Here is a 14,593-nt window from a genome sequence, read left to right on the forward strand (position 1 = left end):
CTTCGGCTTCTTTGTGGGCACTCCGTATCCGACCGAGCTTTCATCCCACCCCTAAAGGAGTGGGCTTTCCCGCTCAAAAATTCTGTAATCAGGCAGAAGTTCGACTTCTAAAAAAATGGGGTAAAAGACTAATAAGAATTAAAAATTGGGATCATGTCTGGGAGGTGATGAGGTGAAACGGGAAACAGCGTGGTTGATGGGCGGTGCCGCAATCCTGACGACGGCAGCAGCCGGTGCAAGCATCTGGAATAACTATGGGGCACTTTTACGGTGGACGGAACCGGCACTTCCGCTTGCGGAAGCGCAACTTGCTCCTCGCACCATTTTGTATAAAACAATTGATAAACAGGAGCTCAAACTGGATCTGTATTATCCACCAGGCGACGGACCTTTTCCGGTAGCGATTTACGCACATGGCGGCGCATTTGTCCGGGGAAGTCGGGATGACATCTTTTGTTTTACACCAATCGTCGAGCGTTTTTTAGAACTGGGGATTGCTGTGTGCAGTATCGACTATCGGCTGTTCGAGGACGGAAGTTATTTTCCGGATAACTTAGAGGATGTCCGAGATGCACTCTGTTTCTTGAATCAGGAAGCGGATGACTTACGGATTGCGCGTGGACGAATGCTTCTTTGGGGAGATTCGGCAGGAGCGGCACTGATGCTGACGACGGCACTTGCCCCAAATGCGTTCATCGGTGAACAAAAAGCCGAGCATCTCCCGTTGGTCAGCGGTATCATCGCCTTATATCCACCTACGAATTTCTTGTTATTTAAGTTCATCCAAACGTGGATCGCGCACATTAAATTTTACGGCGGGGGACGAGACGAGTGGCGTGATTTGATGACACGAGTCTCTCCTGCAACACATTTGACAGCGGATTCACCTCCAGTCATGTTGTTGCACGGAAAAAAAGATCCGATCGTGCCCTTTGCGCAAGCGCTGTATTTCGTTGAAAAAGGAGCAGATGTCGGAGCAGATGTCCGCCTGTTTTCCTTCCCGAACGGAACCCATTCACTTGCCAGTTTTGCTCAAACCGAGAATCCGCTAAAAATCGAGCGTTTACTTGAACGGATCGAAGCATTTAGCTGTCAAGTCCTTGTCCTGCCACCTCGTGAGACTCTTCACTAAACAAGAAAACATGATACAATCAGTCATATTTCTTTTGAAGGAGACAGCGAGATGACAGAAATTTGTTTAGTGCGTCACGGTCAAACCGATTGGAATTTAAATGAACGGATTCAAGGACGAGAAGATATTCCGCTGAATGAGACGGGCAGATGGCAGGCTGGGATGAGTGCCGCATATTTGGCACAAGAGAAGTGGGATGTCCTGATTTCAAGCCCGTTGTCACGGGCTGTCGAAACGGCAGAAATCATCGGGCGTTCGATTGGGCTGGACGTGACGGAGAAGGATGAACGGTTGGTCGAGCGGGAATTTGGTCTTGCGTCCGGTCAACCGGTCGCAGGCATTTATGAAGCGGTCCAAGCCAATGATACGACACGCGTGCCGGGACTTGAAACCGAAGAGGAAATCCAGGAACGGGTATTTTCAGCGGTCGAAGAATTGACCAAAAAATATCGAGGCAAACGCCTGCTGATCGTCTGTCATTCACATACGATCAAAGCAGCGTTATCCTCGATTGATGATAGCTTCAGTTACCGGACACCGCTCAAAAATGCCTGTGCCAACTACATTCGTTTTTCCGACCGGTACGAGATTGAACGCATCAATGTAGCGGACCATATCACAGACACGACAAAACGCCCTTAAGGAAGGGTCGGATTTTCCTGGAGGTACTGTTTGAATGTTTCTTTAGCGATGCTCGTGATGTGTGCTCCACGTTTGGAACGACGGTCTTTGTACTCTTGAATCAAGGCTTCACCGGTAAAGTGGTCTTCGACGACTTCACGTAAGATGGATTCGGATAAATCATTTTTCATCATGACCATCTTTCCTTTGAACAAGTAAGAAACGCCTTCGCTTAACGGTGTGGATTCGAGTGGTGTTACAATCATCGCGGCGGGGTCATTATCGGGTCGAGAAATCGTAATTTCAATCAGCGCCCGTAATTTTTTTATGAAGAGTTCCTCGATGATCGGTTGATCGTTTTTTAAGACGACGATTTCTGCGACCCATTGTGCCGTCTGATCGGTACTGACGGTCAGTCCATCTTTAATCGCAACCGGAATCGTTGTATCTCGGCCGGACTCATCCATTAAAATACGTAGTGTGCACAATTTAAAGGTTTTCAAGAAAACGCCTCCTTGTTGAATGGACAACAGATTTTCTCCAGTATACCGTGACCAAGCAGACGGTGGGAAAGTTTTAGAGAGGATTTTTTAGTGAACTGTGTTTAAATGAAAGTAGAAATCAGAAACAGGAGGACCGTTCATTATGCCGCAAGCACTAATAGGAGTATTAGGAATCATTGGAATCATCTTACTTGCCCATTACATCATTACGTATTGGCATGCTGAACCAACCGATCGTCCGACGCTTGCTTATCGCATAGCGCTCCTGATTGCCTGTTTGCTTCTCATCAGTGGAAGCGACCACTTGATCAGTATTTTTTATGCGGATTCTTTGGCTGAATTTGGTCAACGCATTACGTATATCGTCTTGATCGGAGGTGCGCTTGGCTTCGCGTGGTACTTTCGTCAACAAATGGAACAAGCGACAATCCAAATGACACCGACACCAAATGAAACAGCCCACTTCAGCTGAAGTAGGCTGTTTTTTTATTTGATGCCGCTTGCGGTCCGCGTATCGCGAATCATATCGAGTTTCAGCTTCCAGAGACGATCGCTGAATGTGATGGCGTACACTTCCGGTAGACGAAGACGTTTATATTCTTCCCATAGACGACCGATTTGCTGTTCATGGAACTGGCGGCTTTCTTCGATGGTCGGAACGGAATAGATGAGCTCGCCATCAACGAAGACTGGTGTCAACAGGCGCTCGACGTTAAAATTCTCGATCCGGTTTCGGAATGAAGGATCCCGGACATCAATCAAATCAATCGAATCCAGATGAGTCGGATCTTCATCGAGCAACGTCACGTAGTCGCCCTTGAACTTATTCGTCACCCGGTCGACGATTCGGTAAACTTCCTTGATATGCGGAGTCGTCGTCTTCGCTTTAGACGAAGAAACTTTAATGACAGGAACAAGTGCTCCGTCGACTTCACGCGCAACCAACTTGTAGACCATCCCGAGGGCTGGTTGTTCATACGCTGTGATACCGCGTGTCCCGACGAGGAATGTATTGGCTTGTGCCCCTTGGATACGTAAATCTTGGATGACGTATTCATCCAGATCACCCGACAAGACGATATCGACTTCGGGGAAACCAGCTTCGTCAAGCATCGTCCGAGCACGTTTGGATAAGTAGGATAAGTCACCGGAATCAATGCGGATGCCGCGTAATTTATGCCCTTTTGCTGCGAGTTCTTTGGCGACGATGATGGCGTTCGGTAAACCACTTTTTAACGTATCGTACGTATCGACGAGCAACGTCGCTTGATCGGGATAATACGCCGCAAAGGTCCGGAAGGCTGTCAGTTCATCGTCGTGGAACTGGATGTCGGCGTGTTCCATCGTCCCACCGCACGGTATGCCGAAGTCGCGTCCGGCAGAAGCAAGACTCGTGACGTCGAAGCCTGCTAAATAAGAAGCGCGTGTCCCGAAGTAAGCGGCGTCAATCCCTTGCGCCCGACGCGCACCGGCTTCGAGGAATTTTGCTCCCGGCGCTGATTGACGAATCCGCGCATATTTCGTTGCGATGAGGGATTCGTGATTGGCGATGTTCAAGATGGCTGTTTGTAACAATTTTGCTTCGAAAATCCGTGCTTCGATTCGAACGAGTGGCTCATTTGGAAAAACGATTTCGCCTTCTTTGACACTTGAGATCGAACCGGAAAATTTAAAGTTTCGTAATTCGTCTTTGAACTCTTCCGGAAAACCAATCATTTTTTGGAGATAGGTGATGTCTTCTTCCGTGAAACGAAGCGTTTGGACGTACTCGATGATGTTTTCAAGTCCAGCGAAGACGACATAGCCCCCTTCGAACGGATTCGTCCGGTAATAGACATCAAAAACAGCACGCTCATTATGACGTCCTTCCTGCCAATAAATGTACATCCACCGTGGAAGATAGAGGTCAGTATGAAGTGCGAGGTTACGTTGTAACATGAAGACAGATCCCTTCTTATTCGCCGACGACGTCTGCGCCGAGCGATTGTTTGAAATGTGTGAGTGCCCAGTCATGACCAATCGCATTGAAGCTTGCGACGGCATCGGCATGAACGACAATTTTATATCCTAGATTGTAGGCGTCGACGGCTGTATGCAGCACACAGATATCGGTGCAGACACCAACGAGATGGACTTCGTGAATCGAACGTTCGCGTAAACGTAAATCAAGATCCGTTCCGGCAAAGGCACTGTACCGCGTTTTGTCGATGACATGATCCGCAACACGCGCCATTTCGGCAACTTGTCCAAACAGGTCTCTGCCATGAGTGCCACGGATGTTATGTGGCGGGAAAAGGACCGTTTCCGGATGGAAGGTGTCTCCTTCTTCATGGATATCGTTTGCGATGACGACATAATCCGCGGATGAAAATTCATCCATTAACGAAGCAATCCGTCCTTCGATCGCCTGGCCTGGTTTTCCGCACGTCAACTTTCCTTCGTCGGCCACAAAATCAAATGTATAATCAATGACGATAAGCGCACGCATGAGCGTCTGCCCCTTTCTTTTATGGAAGATAGTGTTCTCTTTCACATTGTACTCTATCTGTATCCGAAGACAAAAGGAAGAAATCCGCTAGTGATAGGTATAAGAATGTGGAAAAGTAGGGTATAAGGTATAGGACGAAAATAATTGTGGAGGAGGAAAATGGCATGAAGAGGTTGAATGAGTATGAAGTGGAAGAACGTCTGGAAGGACTGTCCGAGTGGCGTGTCGTCGACGACGAAATCGTCCGGGTCTACACACTGGTTTCATTTCCGGCAGCACTTGATTTTGTACAGGAGGTTGGTTCGGTAGCAGAACACTTAAACCACCACCCTCGTATCATCATCGATTATAAAAATGTTACGCTTGCTGTGACGACGCATGATTCAGGCGGTCTGACCGGCAAAGACTTCGAACTCGCGGAGGCCTGTGATGCCATCTAAACTTTCCATAACATTCGGTAGCGGTAGTTTTGTTGATAAAATTCGAGCACGTGATTCACACATTCGGGCAGGAAGCGGGAGTGGGGAAGCTCTTTTGTTTATCGAAACAGAAGGGAAATCCCCTTTCCAGAGTGGTAATACGTACACGTTGCTTGAAACACGCGGTAATTTTAACGAAGAAGGCAGTCTGTTCTATTGGTCGATTCCGGCAGATCAGAACAGTGGTGATCTATTTGTGCATCAAGTCATGTCAGACCCAAAAGTACTTGGGGCAGAATATGCTAGTTTTCAAGCGGTACGGATTGCTCGTGTCGAACGGGGCACGGATTTAGTCTTGTTGATTCAGTTCAACCATGAAGGAGACGCGACGCGTTACGCGAAATCAGTTGAACGACTGACCGTCGACCAGTATGCTGAAGAAGCAGGGAAGTCGTTTGCGCCTTCCCCAGTCATGAAACGGTATCAACTTCTACAACCACTATAATAAATAGTCAAATTAGTCTAGGGGGAAAAAACAGATGAAAAAGAATTACTTTGTAGTAGCAACGCTTGGTGGAGCCCTTGTCGGAGCAACGTTGTCGATGCTTCATAAAGATACACGTCAATCGCAACTCGCTGCCGTCAAACGGACGTTTGGTGGAGCAAGCACACAGCTTTCTGCCGTCAAACAGGATCCAAAAGGACGTTTTGAAGAGATTCGCGCCCTATACACGGACAACCAAGAAACGATTCATAATTTGATCGATGACTTAAAGGACTTAGCGGAATCATTACGTAAATAAGGTTAAAAAAAGCGACCCCTCCTGAATTCCGGAAACGGAAAAAACAGGAAGGTTCGCTTTTTTTGTAGCGTGCGTCAGATGAATCGTGCGAGTAAACCGAAGACGGCAAAGGCGACGATGACATAAAAGATGATCCGACCCATTTGACCGGAACCACTCGTCTGAACGACACGTCCACCTGTAGCGGGACGTCTTCCTGTGTTGAACGGGCGTGTAAAAGGAACCGCGCTTTTTCCGAATATGAATCCGGCGAGAAAACCAAGGACAAACCCATACAAGTGACCAAACACGGATACGTTCGAACCAAGAAGTGTAAAGATTGCCGTGATCGCACTGAAGATGTAGACCAGGCGTGCATCATCGGCTGAGATGACCGTCCGCTTGAATCGACCGAGATACACATAAAAACCAAGCAACCCTAAGATGGCACCGGAAGCCCCGGCCTGTCCGTAAAACGGTTCATTGATTTTCGTGAAATACGTCAAGACATTGGCGAGTGTACCGACGAGGAGATAGAAGGATGCGAACTTCGCATGACCAATCATTCGTTCCAGTGCAGGCGCGAAAATGATCAAGGCAAACGTGTTGAACGCAATATGCCAAAAATCATAATGGAGGAAGGTCGCCGTGACGACACGCCACCATTCCCCATTTCCGATAAACAGGTTGATGGCTGCCCCGTAGCTGAGTGGTGAAAAGCCAAAGTTGAAAAAGGCGTTTAACTGTTCGATGACAAACAGGGCGACTTGGATTAAAATGAACAACGAAACGACCGGATAAGAACGTGTGAACGTTTGTAGGTTTTCCGTTCGACTAAACATGACAACACCTCGCTTCCTCTTCATTCTATATGAAGATGGCGAAGAATAGAACTGTGGAGGCGTCAGAAATGATTTTCGGAATAGGACTCGATCTCGTGGAACTGCAACAAATCCGACGGACACTCGAGCGTCAGCCACGAATCATCGAACGGATCTTGACAGCAGCAGAACAAGAACGGTTTCATACCTTGTCTGAAGGACGACAACTGGAATATCTAGCAGGACGGTTCGCGGCAAAGGAAGCATTCGTCAAAGCATTCGGGACGGGGATTGGAGCTGATGTCTCTTGGTTAGATCTCGAAGTGCTTAATGAAACATCAGGGCGACCGGTCATGACGGGTCCGTTCGAAGGAACGATTCATGTATCGATTACGCATTCCGATCATTACGCGGCTGCACAAGTCTTATTAGAAAAGAGGAGTTTAGATGTATCGACCAACTTGGATAGAAATTGATCGCGAGGCAATCGCCCATAACGTACGAGAAATCAAGGCGCGGATGGGGCATCAATCGATGATGGCTGTCGTCAAAGCCGATGGATATGGACACGGAGCCATCACTGTCGCAGAAATCGCTTTAGCAAACGGGGCAGAGATGCTTGCTGTCGCTTTATTGGAAGAAGCCATCGAGTTGCGAGAAGCGGGCATTCAAGCGCCGATTTTGATGCTCGAGGCACTTTTACCCGAACATGCACCGATTGCCTCGAATTATGATGTCGCCGTTCCTGTGTTCTCAGCGGAGTGGTTACGGGAAGCAAAACAACATTTGACGGAAATCGATCACTTGCGTCTTCATATCAAAGTCGACAGCGGGATGGGACGACTTGGCTTGCAGACACTGGACGAGCTAGATGCCGTTCTCAAAGAACTGGACCCGGATTTGATGGAACTGGACGGGATTTACACACACTTCGCGACGGCAGATGAATTGACGAGTCGTTTGTTTGAGCAACAACAAACTGTTTTTCTGCGTTTTGTTGAACGTGTGCCGGGTATCCGCTATATTCATGCCTCCAACTCAGCCGCCGCCATCCGTCTTGCCGGTCAAGAACCGTGTAATGTCGTCCGGATCGGGATTGCCCTTTATGGCGCATTGCCATCGGACGAGATGAGTTCCTATTACGATTTTTTACAACCGGCATTTTCGTTAAAAAGTCGTCTGATGCAAGTCAAGCACGTCGAGCCGGGTCAGACGATCAGCTACGGTGCGACCTATACAGCGCCGACGGATGAATGGATCGGCACCGTCCCGATCGGGTATGCCGATGGGTGGTCACGCAAGTTTCAAGGATACGCGTTGATCGTCGATGGCACTCCTTGCGAAATCGTCGGGCGCGTCTGCATGGATCGGTTGATGATTCGTTTGCCACGCGCCTATCCAGTCGGAACGGAAGTGACGTTGATTGGGCGAGGCGCTCCGATTGATGAGGCAGCCCATTGGTTAGGGACGATTAATTATGAAGTACTCTGTCAGTTTTCGAAACGTGTACCCCGAATCTAATTTTCAAAAGACATCAATATGATGGCAAAAAAATGTTATTTGTTTGAATTTTGATTGTATTTTCTGAATTTGACTGATATATTGAAGTGGAAGTGAGTCGTTCGTTAAGGTTTCAGTGAATCTGGAGGTGCCATTATCTTGGTCCAACAACGGGAAAAGCAATTTGTTGAGCGAAATGTAGCGAAGGAGACGATTGGGATGAAGTCGAACCATACGACGGAAGAACGCAAGCGTCAGCTACGTGAGGAATTGAAACGTGGTTACGAAGAAATGGCAGCGATCAATTTATCAATCGTTGGCGAAATGTTCCAGATTGAAACGGAGGCGGAGTTCTCGCTCCTACGTCAAGTAAGCGGGGTGTAAGCTTTGATAGTCAAACGTGGCGACGTGTTTTATGCAAATTTGTCACCTGTGGTCGGATCGGAACAAGGAGGCGTTCGTCCTGTCCTTGTCCTACAAAATGATATTGGTAACCGATTCAGCCCAACTGTAATCGTGGCTGCGATCACGGCACAGATCGACAAAGCCAAACTACCGACCCATGTGGAAGTATATCGAGAGCGACACGGATTAGAACGTGATTCGGTCATCCTACTTGAGCAGGTCCGTACAATCGACAAACGCCGTCTAACGGATAAAGTCACGCACCTAGATCCTGACACGATGATGAAAGTAAATAGTGCCGTCGCGATCAGCCTAGGCTTGATTGACTTTTAGGCACTTACATAGAACAGCGAGAAGAGTCGATACATTTGTATGCGACTTTTTTTTGAACGATTTTTAAAAAAGTGGTTTAGGAACAGTGAAATCGGGGAATTACATCAGAGTGACCTTTTATTTAAAGTGGTTCATTCAGATGATAGAGATAGAGAAAACACATAGTAGATTTTCCTTGAGGAGGAACTTGAAGATGGATTTAACAATTAAAACAGAGCAACTAGATGGTCAGACGCATCTCTATATCGCAGGAGAGATTGATACGTATACAGCACCGAAACTTCGTCAAGAATTAGTACCGGCAGTCGAAACAAATGATGTCGTCGTCCACTTGGATGAAATTCATTATATGGATTCAACAGGTCTTGGTGTATTTGTCGGGGCGCTTAAAGCCTCAAAGAAAAACGGAACGACGTTCACACTCGTCGGGGTATCCGAACGGATTCGTCGTCTATTCGAAATCACAGGTCTTTCAAGCATCATTACAATCGATAGTGGTGTACGAGGTGGGACACAATGAAGAACGAACAACTTGAAATGACGCTTCCGGCAAAACCGGAATACGTAGCAATCGCTCGACTAACGGTTTCTGGTGTCGCGAATCGGATGGGCTACACATACGATGACATCGAAGACATCAAAATCGCTGTTTCTGAAGCATGTGCGAATGCCGTTCAGCATGCATATGAAGGAGAAAAAGATGGATCGATGGCATTGACGTGTAACGTCTATCCGGATGACCGTCTTGAAATCATCGTCAAAGACAACGGTGTGACATTTGATAAAGACAGCGTCAAACGCCAAAGTGAACCGATTACGGACTCACATGATCTAGACTCTCTGCATGAGGGGGGACTAGGGATCTTAATGATTGAAGCACTCATGGATCAAGTCACGATCGAGAAAGCAAACGGCGTCACTGTCCATATGACAAAATATATGAATAGAGATGAGGTGGGTCAAAGTGCCAGCAAAGTCTCAACAACGCCATCACAGTGATGACGAAGTCCTTCGACTAATTGACCTATACCAACAAGATGACCAAGATGAGGAAGTCCATGCTGCGTTACTCGCGCGTTACTCGGATCTCGTCGAGGCACTCGCCCGTAAATTCTCACGTGGCCGCCCGATTCATGACGATCTCGTTCAAGTCGGCATGATCGGTCTACTCGCGGCACTTCGTCGCTTTGATAAAGAATTTGGTCGCAGTTTTGAATCGTTTGCCGTCCCGACCATCATCGGTGAAATTAAACGATTTATCCGCGACAAGACATGGAGTGTACACGTCCCCCGTCGAATCAAGGAGCTGGGTCCAAAAATCAAGAAAGCCGTCGAAGAATTGACGACGGAACTGCAACGGTCACCACGGATTGATGAAATTGCAGCCCGTCTAGAAGTGTCGGAAGAGGAAGTGCTCGAGACGCTCGAAATGGGTAAGAGTTATCAAGCGTTATCCGTTGATAGTTCGATTGAAGCTGACCAAGAAGGCAGTACGGTCACGTTGCTTGATTTAGTCGGGAACCAAGAAAATGGTTATGACTCGGTTGATCAAAGGTTGATTCTTGAAAAAGCTTTTGCGGTTTTGACGGATCGGGAACGTTCGATTTTAGAATGTGCCTATTACCGGAACATGAGTCAAAAGGAAACCGGGGAATTACTCGGTATTTCGCAGATGCATGTCTCGCGCCTGCAACGCCGGGCTCTTCAAAAGTTACGCGAAGCGATCAAAGTGGAACCAAACGAAGTATTCTCAAAAGACTGATGCTTAGGCATCGGTCTTTTTTTTGTGTCCGATCGATTCTTCGGTATAATGAAGGAGAGGTGAAGAAGATGGAGAAGAGAATCGCAACAGAATTGAATTTACGACTAGCACAAGTGAAAGCCGTTTTACAACTGACGGAAGACGGGGGAACGATTCCGTTTATCGCCAGGTACCGCAAAGAACAAACCGGTGAACTCGATGAGGTCGAAATCAAAGCGATCCTCGACCGCCATAAAAGTATCACGCAGCTCGAAACGAAACGAGAAGACGTCCTGCGTAAAATTGAAGAACAGGGCGTCATGACGCCAGAGTTGAAACAAAGCCTGAATGCGGCGACGACGCTGCAACAGATTGAAGACTTATACTTACCGTTCCGTCCGAAACGACGAACGAAGGCGGAAATCGCACGGGAAGCCGGACTGGCACCGTTCGCCGACTTTTTACGTTCCCCGAAATCGTATGACGATGAACAGTTTAATCAGTTTATCGCAGCGCATGAAGAAGGGGAAGCGGTTGCTGGGGCGCAAGCGATCATTGCTGAGGAATGGGGAGAGCAGGCAAGTGTCCGTGATCATATCCGCAAGACGGCGTATCGCTTCGCGGACATCGTCACGAAGTTAAAAAAAGACGCAGTCGACGAGAAACGTGTATTCGCGCAGTACTATGAATACAATGAACGAATCCGTCAAATCGTGCCGCACCGGATTTTAGCGATCAATCGTGCCGAATCGTTAAAAATCGTTTCGGTCAAAGTAGTCTTGGATGATCAACACGTATTGCCGTACCTGTTGCGCCCGTTTAGCCGGTTAGCGGATGAAAAACGGCGTCTGGTCGAAGAAGCTGTCCAAACAGGCTATAAAAAATCTGTCTTTCCGGCGATCGAACGGGAACTTCGCAATGAATTGACGGACAAGGCGGAAAATCAAGCGATTGAAGTATTCGGAAAGAATTTACGACAACTCTATATGCAACCACCGATGAAAGGGAAAGTGATGTTAGGTCTTGACCCTGCCTACCGGACCGGCTGTAAATGGGCGGTCATTGATCCGACGGGAGAAGTCAAAGAAGTGGGTGTCGTCTATGTCACGATGTCTGAACAAAAAGCACAGGAGGCGCGTCAGGTCTTGACGAAACTCGTGAAACGGTACGGTGTTGAATTGATAGCGATCGGAAACGGAACGGCTTCCCGTGAGACGGAATCGTTTGTCGCGAATTGGATCAAGGAACATGATGACATCGCTTTCACAATCGTCGATGAAGCGGGTGCGAGTATTTATTCCGCATCGGAAATCGCACGGACGGAGTTTCCTGACCTACAAGTCGAACAGCGGTCGGCGATTTCGATCGCAAGACGATTGCAAGATCCGTTGGCAGAACTCGTCAAGGTCGACCCACAATCGGTGGGTGTCGGACAATACCAACATGATGTCACACAAACGAAGTTAAAAGAAACACTCGACTTCGTCGTCGAGACGGTCGTTAACCAGGTAGGTGTTGATGTCAATACGGCATCGGAGTCACTCCTCGGTTATGTCGCAGGGATCACAAAAGCCACTGCGAAAAAAATTGTCGAACGTCGATCGGAGCTGGGTGCCTTTGAATCCCGGAAAGAACTGTTGAAAGTACCACGCTTAGGAGCAAAAGCCTATGAACAGGCGGCAGGATTCTTACGGATACCGGAAGGCAGTCATCCCCTTGACCGGACACCGATCCACCCGGAACAATATAAAACCGTCGAACGGTTGTTTAAGCAGCTCGATTTATCGTTACAGACAGTAGGGACGGAAGAGTTGCGGACCCGACTCGACGGCTTATCCGTACAAGAGACGGCGCAGTTGCTTGAAGTTGGGGAACCGACCTTACGCGACATCATTGAAGCGTTACAACGTCCGGAACGCGATCCGCGTGAAGCGCTTGATAAACCGTTGTTGCGCCAAGATGTATTATCCCTCGACATGATTCAAGTCGGAATGGAGTTTCAAGGCACGGTGCGCAACGTACTCGACTTTGGAGCATTTGTAGATATCGGCGTCAAAGAGAGTGGACTGGTGCACATCTCGAAACTTAGTAAAAAACGGGTCAAACATCCGCTTGATGTCATCGCGGTCGGGGACATCGTCACAGTGTGGGTGACGAGTGTCGAACCGGAACGGGGACGCATCGGATTAACGATGGTCAGCCCGTCATGACGAATGAACAATTACAGCAATACGTCGAGCGGTTATCACTCGACGTGTTTGCTTTACCTTTTGCGCACAGAGCGTTGTTTAATGATCGCTTACGGACGACAGGCGGTCGCTATTTTTTGACGGATCACCATCTTGACTTCAATCGGCGATATCTCGAAGACCCACATATCTTTCGCGGAATCGTCATTCACGAGCTTTGCCACTATCATCTTCACCTGCAAGGGAAAGGGCACCGGCATCAAGATCACGACTTCAAAGAGTGGTTATCCCGGTATGGAGGCTTACGGTATAGTCCGCGTTTAAAAGAAAATGAAAAAAAGACGCATCTCTATGAATGTAAAAAATGCGGGACATTATATAGAAGGAAAAGAAAGATGAATCCAGAGCGATACCGGTGTGGACGATGTCGTGGAAAGATTTTTCACAAAAGTAGTTGACGTTCATTTCGGAGCATGATAAATTATAGAAGTCGTCAAAACGACCGCAACTAAACAACTTCTCGTCATTAAAAACTTTTTTAAAAAAGCATTGACGAAGAGAAAGAAAGTTGCTAATATAGAAAAGTGTTCTGAAACGAACGTCACGTTCCGCAATAGCTCAGTGGTAGAGCAACCGGCTGTTAACCGGTAGGTCGTAGGTTCAAATCCTACTTGCGGAGCCATTATTTTTGGAGATGTACCCAAGTGGCTATAAGGGGCGCCCCTGCTAAGGGTGTAGGCCGGGAAACTGGTGCGAGGGTTCGAATCCCTCCATCTCCGCCAGACCTCTTATGTGAATTTGTTACTTGAGAATAATTATCGATTTTAAACTGGCCCGTTGGTCAAGCGGTTAAGACACCGCCCTTTCACGGCGGTATCACGGGTTCGATTCCCGTACGGGTCACCATTTCGGAGGATTAGCTCAGCTGGGAGAGCATCTGCCTTACAAGCAGAGGGTCGGCGGTTCGATCCCGTCATCCTCCACCATTTTTAATTTCATACTTAAGTTTCACAAAAATGTGGTCCTGTGGTGTAGCGGTTAACATGCCTGCCTGTCACGCAGGAGATCGCGGGTTCGAATCCCGTCAGGACCGCCATTTTTGGGCTGTGGCCAAGTGGTAAGGCACTGGATTTTGATTCCAGCATGCGAAGGTTCGATCCCTTCCAGCCCAGTTTTCTCGTGTCATTAGCTCAGTTGGTAGAGCATCTGACTTTTAATCAGAGGGTCGCAGGTTCGAATCCTGCATGACACACCATTTTAATTTTAACTTTAATTTCAATTTTATATTTGCGGTCGTGGCGGAATGGTAGACGCGCTAGGTTGAGGGCCTAGTGGTGGCAACACTGTGGAGGTTCAAGTCCTCTCGACCGCACCATATCGCACCCTTAGCTCAGCTGGATAGAGTACTTGACTACGAATCAAGGGGTCGGGAGTTCGAATCTCTCAGGGTGCACCACATTTTGTTTGCTTTTGACGGGCCTATAGCTCAGCTGGTTAGAGCGCACGCCTGATAAGCGTGAGGTCGGTGGTTCGAGTCCACTTAGGCCCACCATTTTTCAAAACAAACGATGACGAACTTTGAAAACTGAACGATGAGGCAAAAAACGTATCTTCGGATACAAACAATGAATGAAGCGCAAGCTTCGTCAACGTGACTCC

Annotated in this window: 19 protein-coding genes and 10 tRNA genes; 25 read left to right on the forward strand and 4 right to left on the reverse strand. The window is 47.9% G+C overall.

Annotated elements, in window-relative coordinates:
• Nucleotides 1–172: 172 nt before the first annotated feature.
• Nucleotides 173–1,132 carry an alpha/beta hydrolase gene (locus KNQ13_RS14420; RefSeq protein ID WP_071499114.1) on the forward strand — a complete coding sequence of 320 codons (960 nt, stop codon included), beginning with the start codon at nucleotides 173–175 and terminating at the stop codon, nucleotides 1,130–1,132.
• A gap of 51 nt (nucleotides 1,133–1,183) precedes the next feature.
• Nucleotides 1,184–1,774, forward strand: a complete 591-nt coding sequence (locus tag KNQ13_RS14425) for a histidine phosphatase family protein (RefSeq protein ID WP_026830363.1) — start codon at nucleotides 1,184–1,186, stop codon at nucleotides 1,772–1,774.
• Here KNQ13_RS14425 and KNQ13_RS14430 read toward each other — a convergent pair.
• Entirely contained in the window at nucleotides 1,771–2,256 is a 486-nt protein-coding gene (locus tag KNQ13_RS14430; RefSeq protein WP_026830362.1) for a YwpF family protein, read from the reverse strand. The two genes, KNQ13_RS14425 and KNQ13_RS14430, sit on opposite strands and share 4 nt — an antisense overlap.
• 142 nt (nucleotides 2,257–2,398) lie before the next feature.
• Between KNQ13_RS14430 and KNQ13_RS14435 the strand changes: the two genes are divergently transcribed.
• Nucleotides 2,399–2,728 (forward strand): hypothetical protein, encoded by a 330-nt coding sequence (locus KNQ13_RS14435; protein ID WP_014971529.1) that lies wholly within the window; start codon nucleotides 2,399–2,401, stop codon nucleotides 2,726–2,728.
• Between the two features lie 14 nt (nucleotides 2,729–2,742).
• Here the strand turns inward: KNQ13_RS14435 and KNQ13_RS14440 are convergent, their stop codons facing one another.
• Together KNQ13_RS14440 and KNQ13_RS14445 are read right to left on the reverse strand one after the other, a co-directional pair.
• Nucleotides 2,743–4,194: a nicotinate phosphoribosyltransferase gene (locus KNQ13_RS14440; protein WP_014971528.1), complete on the reverse strand. Its 1,452-nt coding sequence runs from the start codon at nucleotides 4,192–4,194 to the stop codon at nucleotides 2,743–2,745.
• A gap of 16 nt (nucleotides 4,195–4,210) precedes the next feature.
• Nucleotides 4,211–4,744, reverse strand: coding sequence for a cysteine hydrolase family protein (locus KNQ13_RS14445; protein WP_014971527.1), 534 nt, complete (start codon nucleotides 4,742–4,744; stop codon nucleotides 4,211–4,213).
• Nucleotides 4,745–4,908: 164 nt separating this feature from the next.
• Between KNQ13_RS14445 and KNQ13_RS14450 the strand changes: the two genes are divergently transcribed.
• Genes KNQ13_RS14450 through KNQ13_RS14460 form a run of 3 tightly spaced genes read left to right on the forward strand, consistent with a single transcriptional unit; the run spans nucleotide 4,909 to nucleotide 5,966 of the window.
• Complete coding sequence (locus KNQ13_RS14450; protein ID WP_014971526.1) at nucleotides 4,909–5,184, forward strand: 4a-hydroxytetrahydrobiopterin dehydratase; 276 nt, start codon at nucleotides 4,909–4,911, stop codon at nucleotides 5,182–5,184.
• Nucleotides 5,174–5,668 (forward strand): hypothetical protein, encoded by a 495-nt coding sequence (locus KNQ13_RS14455; RefSeq protein ID WP_026830361.1) that lies wholly within the window; start codon nucleotides 5,174–5,176, stop codon nucleotides 5,666–5,668. The genes KNQ13_RS14450 and KNQ13_RS14455 overlap by 11 nt, the downstream gene beginning before the upstream one ends.
• A gap of 34 nt (nucleotides 5,669–5,702) precedes the next feature.
• On the forward strand, nucleotides 5,703–5,966 hold the full coding sequence (locus KNQ13_RS14460; RefSeq protein ID WP_026830360.1) for a hypothetical protein: 264 nt from the start codon (nucleotides 5,703–5,705) through the stop codon (nucleotides 5,964–5,966).
• A 74-nt stretch (nucleotides 5,967–6,040) separates the two neighbouring features.
• Here KNQ13_RS14460 and KNQ13_RS14465 read toward each other — a convergent pair whose 3' ends face one another.
• Nucleotides 6,041–6,787 (reverse strand): rhomboid family intramembrane serine protease, encoded by a 747-nt coding sequence (locus KNQ13_RS14465; protein WP_026830359.1) that lies wholly within the window; start codon nucleotides 6,785–6,787, stop codon nucleotides 6,041–6,043.
• Nucleotides 6,788–6,855: 68 nt separating this feature from the next.
• Between KNQ13_RS14465 and acpS the strand changes: the two genes are divergently transcribed.
• The 19 genes from acpS (at nucleotide 6,856) to KNQ13_RS14560 (ending at nucleotide 14,486) form a co-directional block, all read left to right on the forward strand.
• Nucleotides 6,856–7,242 (forward strand): holo-ACP synthase, encoded by a 387-nt coding sequence (gene acpS, locus KNQ13_RS14470; RefSeq protein WP_014971522.1) that lies wholly within the window; start codon nucleotides 6,856–6,858, stop codon nucleotides 7,240–7,242.
• The gene (gene alr / locus KNQ13_RS14475) at nucleotides 7,214–8,287 is read left to right on the forward strand and encodes an alanine racemase (protein WP_026830358.1); all 1,074 of its coding nucleotides are present in this window, start codon (nucleotides 7,214–7,216) and stop codon (nucleotides 8,285–8,287) included. Before acpS ends, alr begins: the two co-directional genes overlap by 29 nt.
• A gap of 138 nt (nucleotides 8,288–8,425) precedes the next feature.
• Nucleotides 8,426–8,650 carry a hypothetical protein gene (locus KNQ13_RS14480; RefSeq protein WP_012371670.1) on the forward strand — a complete coding sequence of 75 codons (225 nt, stop codon included), beginning with the start codon at nucleotides 8,426–8,428 and terminating at the stop codon, nucleotides 8,648–8,650.
• 3 nt (nucleotides 8,651–8,653) lie between these two features.
• Entirely contained in the window at nucleotides 8,654–9,004 is a 351-nt protein-coding gene (locus KNQ13_RS14485; protein ID WP_014971520.1) for a type II toxin-antitoxin system PemK/MazF family toxin, read from the forward strand.
• Nucleotides 9,005–9,197: 193 nt separating this feature from the next.
• A complete protein-coding gene (locus KNQ13_RS14490) occupies nucleotides 9,198–9,524 on the forward strand; it encodes an STAS domain-containing protein (RefSeq protein WP_014971519.1) in 327 nt (108 codons plus the stop codon).
• Nucleotides 9,521–10,003 (forward strand): anti-sigma B factor RsbW, encoded by a 483-nt coding sequence (gene rsbW, locus KNQ13_RS14495; RefSeq protein WP_014971518.1) that lies wholly within the window; start codon nucleotides 9,521–9,523, stop codon nucleotides 10,001–10,003. The genes KNQ13_RS14490 and rsbW overlap by 4 nt, the downstream gene beginning before the upstream one ends.
• On the forward strand, nucleotides 9,969–10,766 hold the full coding sequence (gene sigB, locus KNQ13_RS14500; RefSeq protein ID WP_026830357.1) for an RNA polymerase sigma factor SigB: 798 nt from the start codon (nucleotides 9,969–9,971) through the stop codon (nucleotides 10,764–10,766). The genes rsbW and sigB overlap by 35 nt, the downstream gene beginning before the upstream one ends.
• A 68-nt stretch (nucleotides 10,767–10,834) precedes the next feature.
• Nucleotides 10,835–12,955, forward strand: coding sequence for a Tex family protein (locus tag KNQ13_RS14505; protein WP_026830356.1), 2,121 nt, complete (start codon nucleotides 10,835–10,837; stop codon nucleotides 12,953–12,955).
• Nucleotides 12,952–13,392 (forward strand): SprT family protein, encoded by a 441-nt coding sequence (locus tag KNQ13_RS14510; RefSeq protein WP_014971515.1) that lies wholly within the window; start codon nucleotides 12,952–12,954, stop codon nucleotides 13,390–13,392. Before KNQ13_RS14505 ends, KNQ13_RS14510 begins: the two co-directional genes overlap by 4 nt.
• Nucleotides 13,393–13,541: 149 nt before the next feature.
• A tRNA-Asn gene (locus KNQ13_RS14515) sits at nucleotides 13,542–13,616 on the forward strand.
• 8 nt (nucleotides 13,617–13,624) lie between these two features.
• Nucleotides 13,625–13,716 (forward strand) — tRNA-Ser (locus tag KNQ13_RS14520).
• Between the two features lie 49 nt (nucleotides 13,717–13,765).
• Nucleotides 13,766–13,840 (forward strand) — tRNA-Glu (locus KNQ13_RS14525).
• Between the two features lie 4 nt (nucleotides 13,841–13,844).
• Nucleotides 13,845–13,920: transfer RNA gene (locus KNQ13_RS14530), tRNA-Val, on the forward strand.
• 34 nt (nucleotides 13,921–13,954) lie between these two features.
• A tRNA-Asp gene (locus KNQ13_RS14535) sits at nucleotides 13,955–14,030 on the forward strand.
• A gap of 4 nt (nucleotides 14,031–14,034) precedes the next feature.
• Nucleotides 14,035–14,106 (forward strand) — tRNA-Gln (locus KNQ13_RS14540).
• Nucleotides 14,107–14,113: 7 nt separating this feature from the next.
• Nucleotides 14,114–14,189 (forward strand) — tRNA-Lys (locus KNQ13_RS14545).
• A 34-nt stretch (nucleotides 14,190–14,223) separates the two neighbouring features.
• Nucleotides 14,224–14,309: transfer RNA gene (locus KNQ13_RS14550), tRNA-Leu, on the forward strand.
• 4 nt (nucleotides 14,310–14,313) lie between these two features.
• Nucleotides 14,314–14,390, forward strand: a tRNA-Arg gene (locus KNQ13_RS14555).
• A gap of 19 nt (nucleotides 14,391–14,409) precedes the next feature.
• Nucleotides 14,410–14,486, forward strand: a tRNA-Ile gene (locus KNQ13_RS14560).
• Nucleotides 14,487–14,593 lie beyond the last annotated feature (107 nt).

The organism is Exiguobacterium sp. s128 (assembly GCF_018618815.1).
Classification (GTDB): Bacteria; Bacillota; Bacilli; order Exiguobacteriales; family Exiguobacteriaceae; genus Exiguobacterium_A; species Exiguobacterium_A antarcticum.

Bases quoted from the DNA above. Each gene is read 5' to 3' on its own strand.
- KNQ13_RS14425 (WP_026830363.1), top strand. From the start codon at position 1,184: ATGACAGAAATTTGTTTAGTGCGTCACGGTCAAACCGATTGGAATTTA.
- KNQ13_RS14435 (WP_014971529.1), top strand. From the start codon at position 2,399: ATGCCGCAAGCACTAATAGGAGTATTAGGAATCATTGGAATCATCTTA.
- KNQ13_RS14440 (WP_014971528.1), bottom strand. From the start codon at position 4,194: ATGTTACAACGTAACCTCGCACTTCATACTGACCTCTATCTTCCACGG.
- KNQ13_RS14445 (WP_014971527.1), bottom strand. From the start codon at position 4,744: ATGCGTGCGCTTATCGTCATTGATTATACATTTGATTTTGTGGCCGAC.
- KNQ13_RS14450 (WP_014971526.1), top strand. From the start codon at position 4,909: ATGAAGAGGTTGAATGAGTATGAAGTGGAAGAACGTCTGGAAGGACTG.
- KNQ13_RS14455 (WP_026830361.1), top strand. From the start codon at position 5,174: ATGCCATCTAAACTTTCCATAACATTCGGTAGCGGTAGTTTTGTTGAT.
- KNQ13_RS14460 (WP_026830360.1), top strand. From the start codon at position 5,703: ATGAAAAAGAATTACTTTGTAGTAGCAACGCTTGGTGGAGCCCTTGTC.
- KNQ13_RS14465 (WP_026830359.1), bottom strand. From the start codon at position 6,787: ATGTTTAGTCGAACGGAAAACCTACAAACGTTCACACGTTCTTATCCG.
- acpS (WP_014971522.1), top strand. From the start codon at position 6,856: ATGATTTTCGGAATAGGACTCGATCTCGTGGAACTGCAACAAATCCGA.
- alr (WP_026830358.1), top strand. From the start codon at position 7,214: ATGTATCGACCAACTTGGATAGAAATTGATCGCGAGGCAATCGCCCAT.
- KNQ13_RS14490 (WP_014971519.1), top strand. From the start codon at position 9,198: ATGGATTTAACAATTAAAACAGAGCAACTAGATGGTCAGACGCATCTC.
- rsbW (WP_014971518.1), top strand. From the start codon at position 9,521: ATGAAGAACGAACAACTTGAAATGACGCTTCCGGCAAAACCGGAATAC.
- KNQ13_RS14505 (WP_026830356.1), top strand. From the start codon at position 10,835: ATGGAGAAGAGAATCGCAACAGAATTGAATTTACGACTAGCACAAGTG.
- KNQ13_RS14510 (WP_014971515.1), top strand. From the start codon at position 12,952: ATGACGAATGAACAATTACAGCAATACGTCGAGCGGTTATCACTCGAC.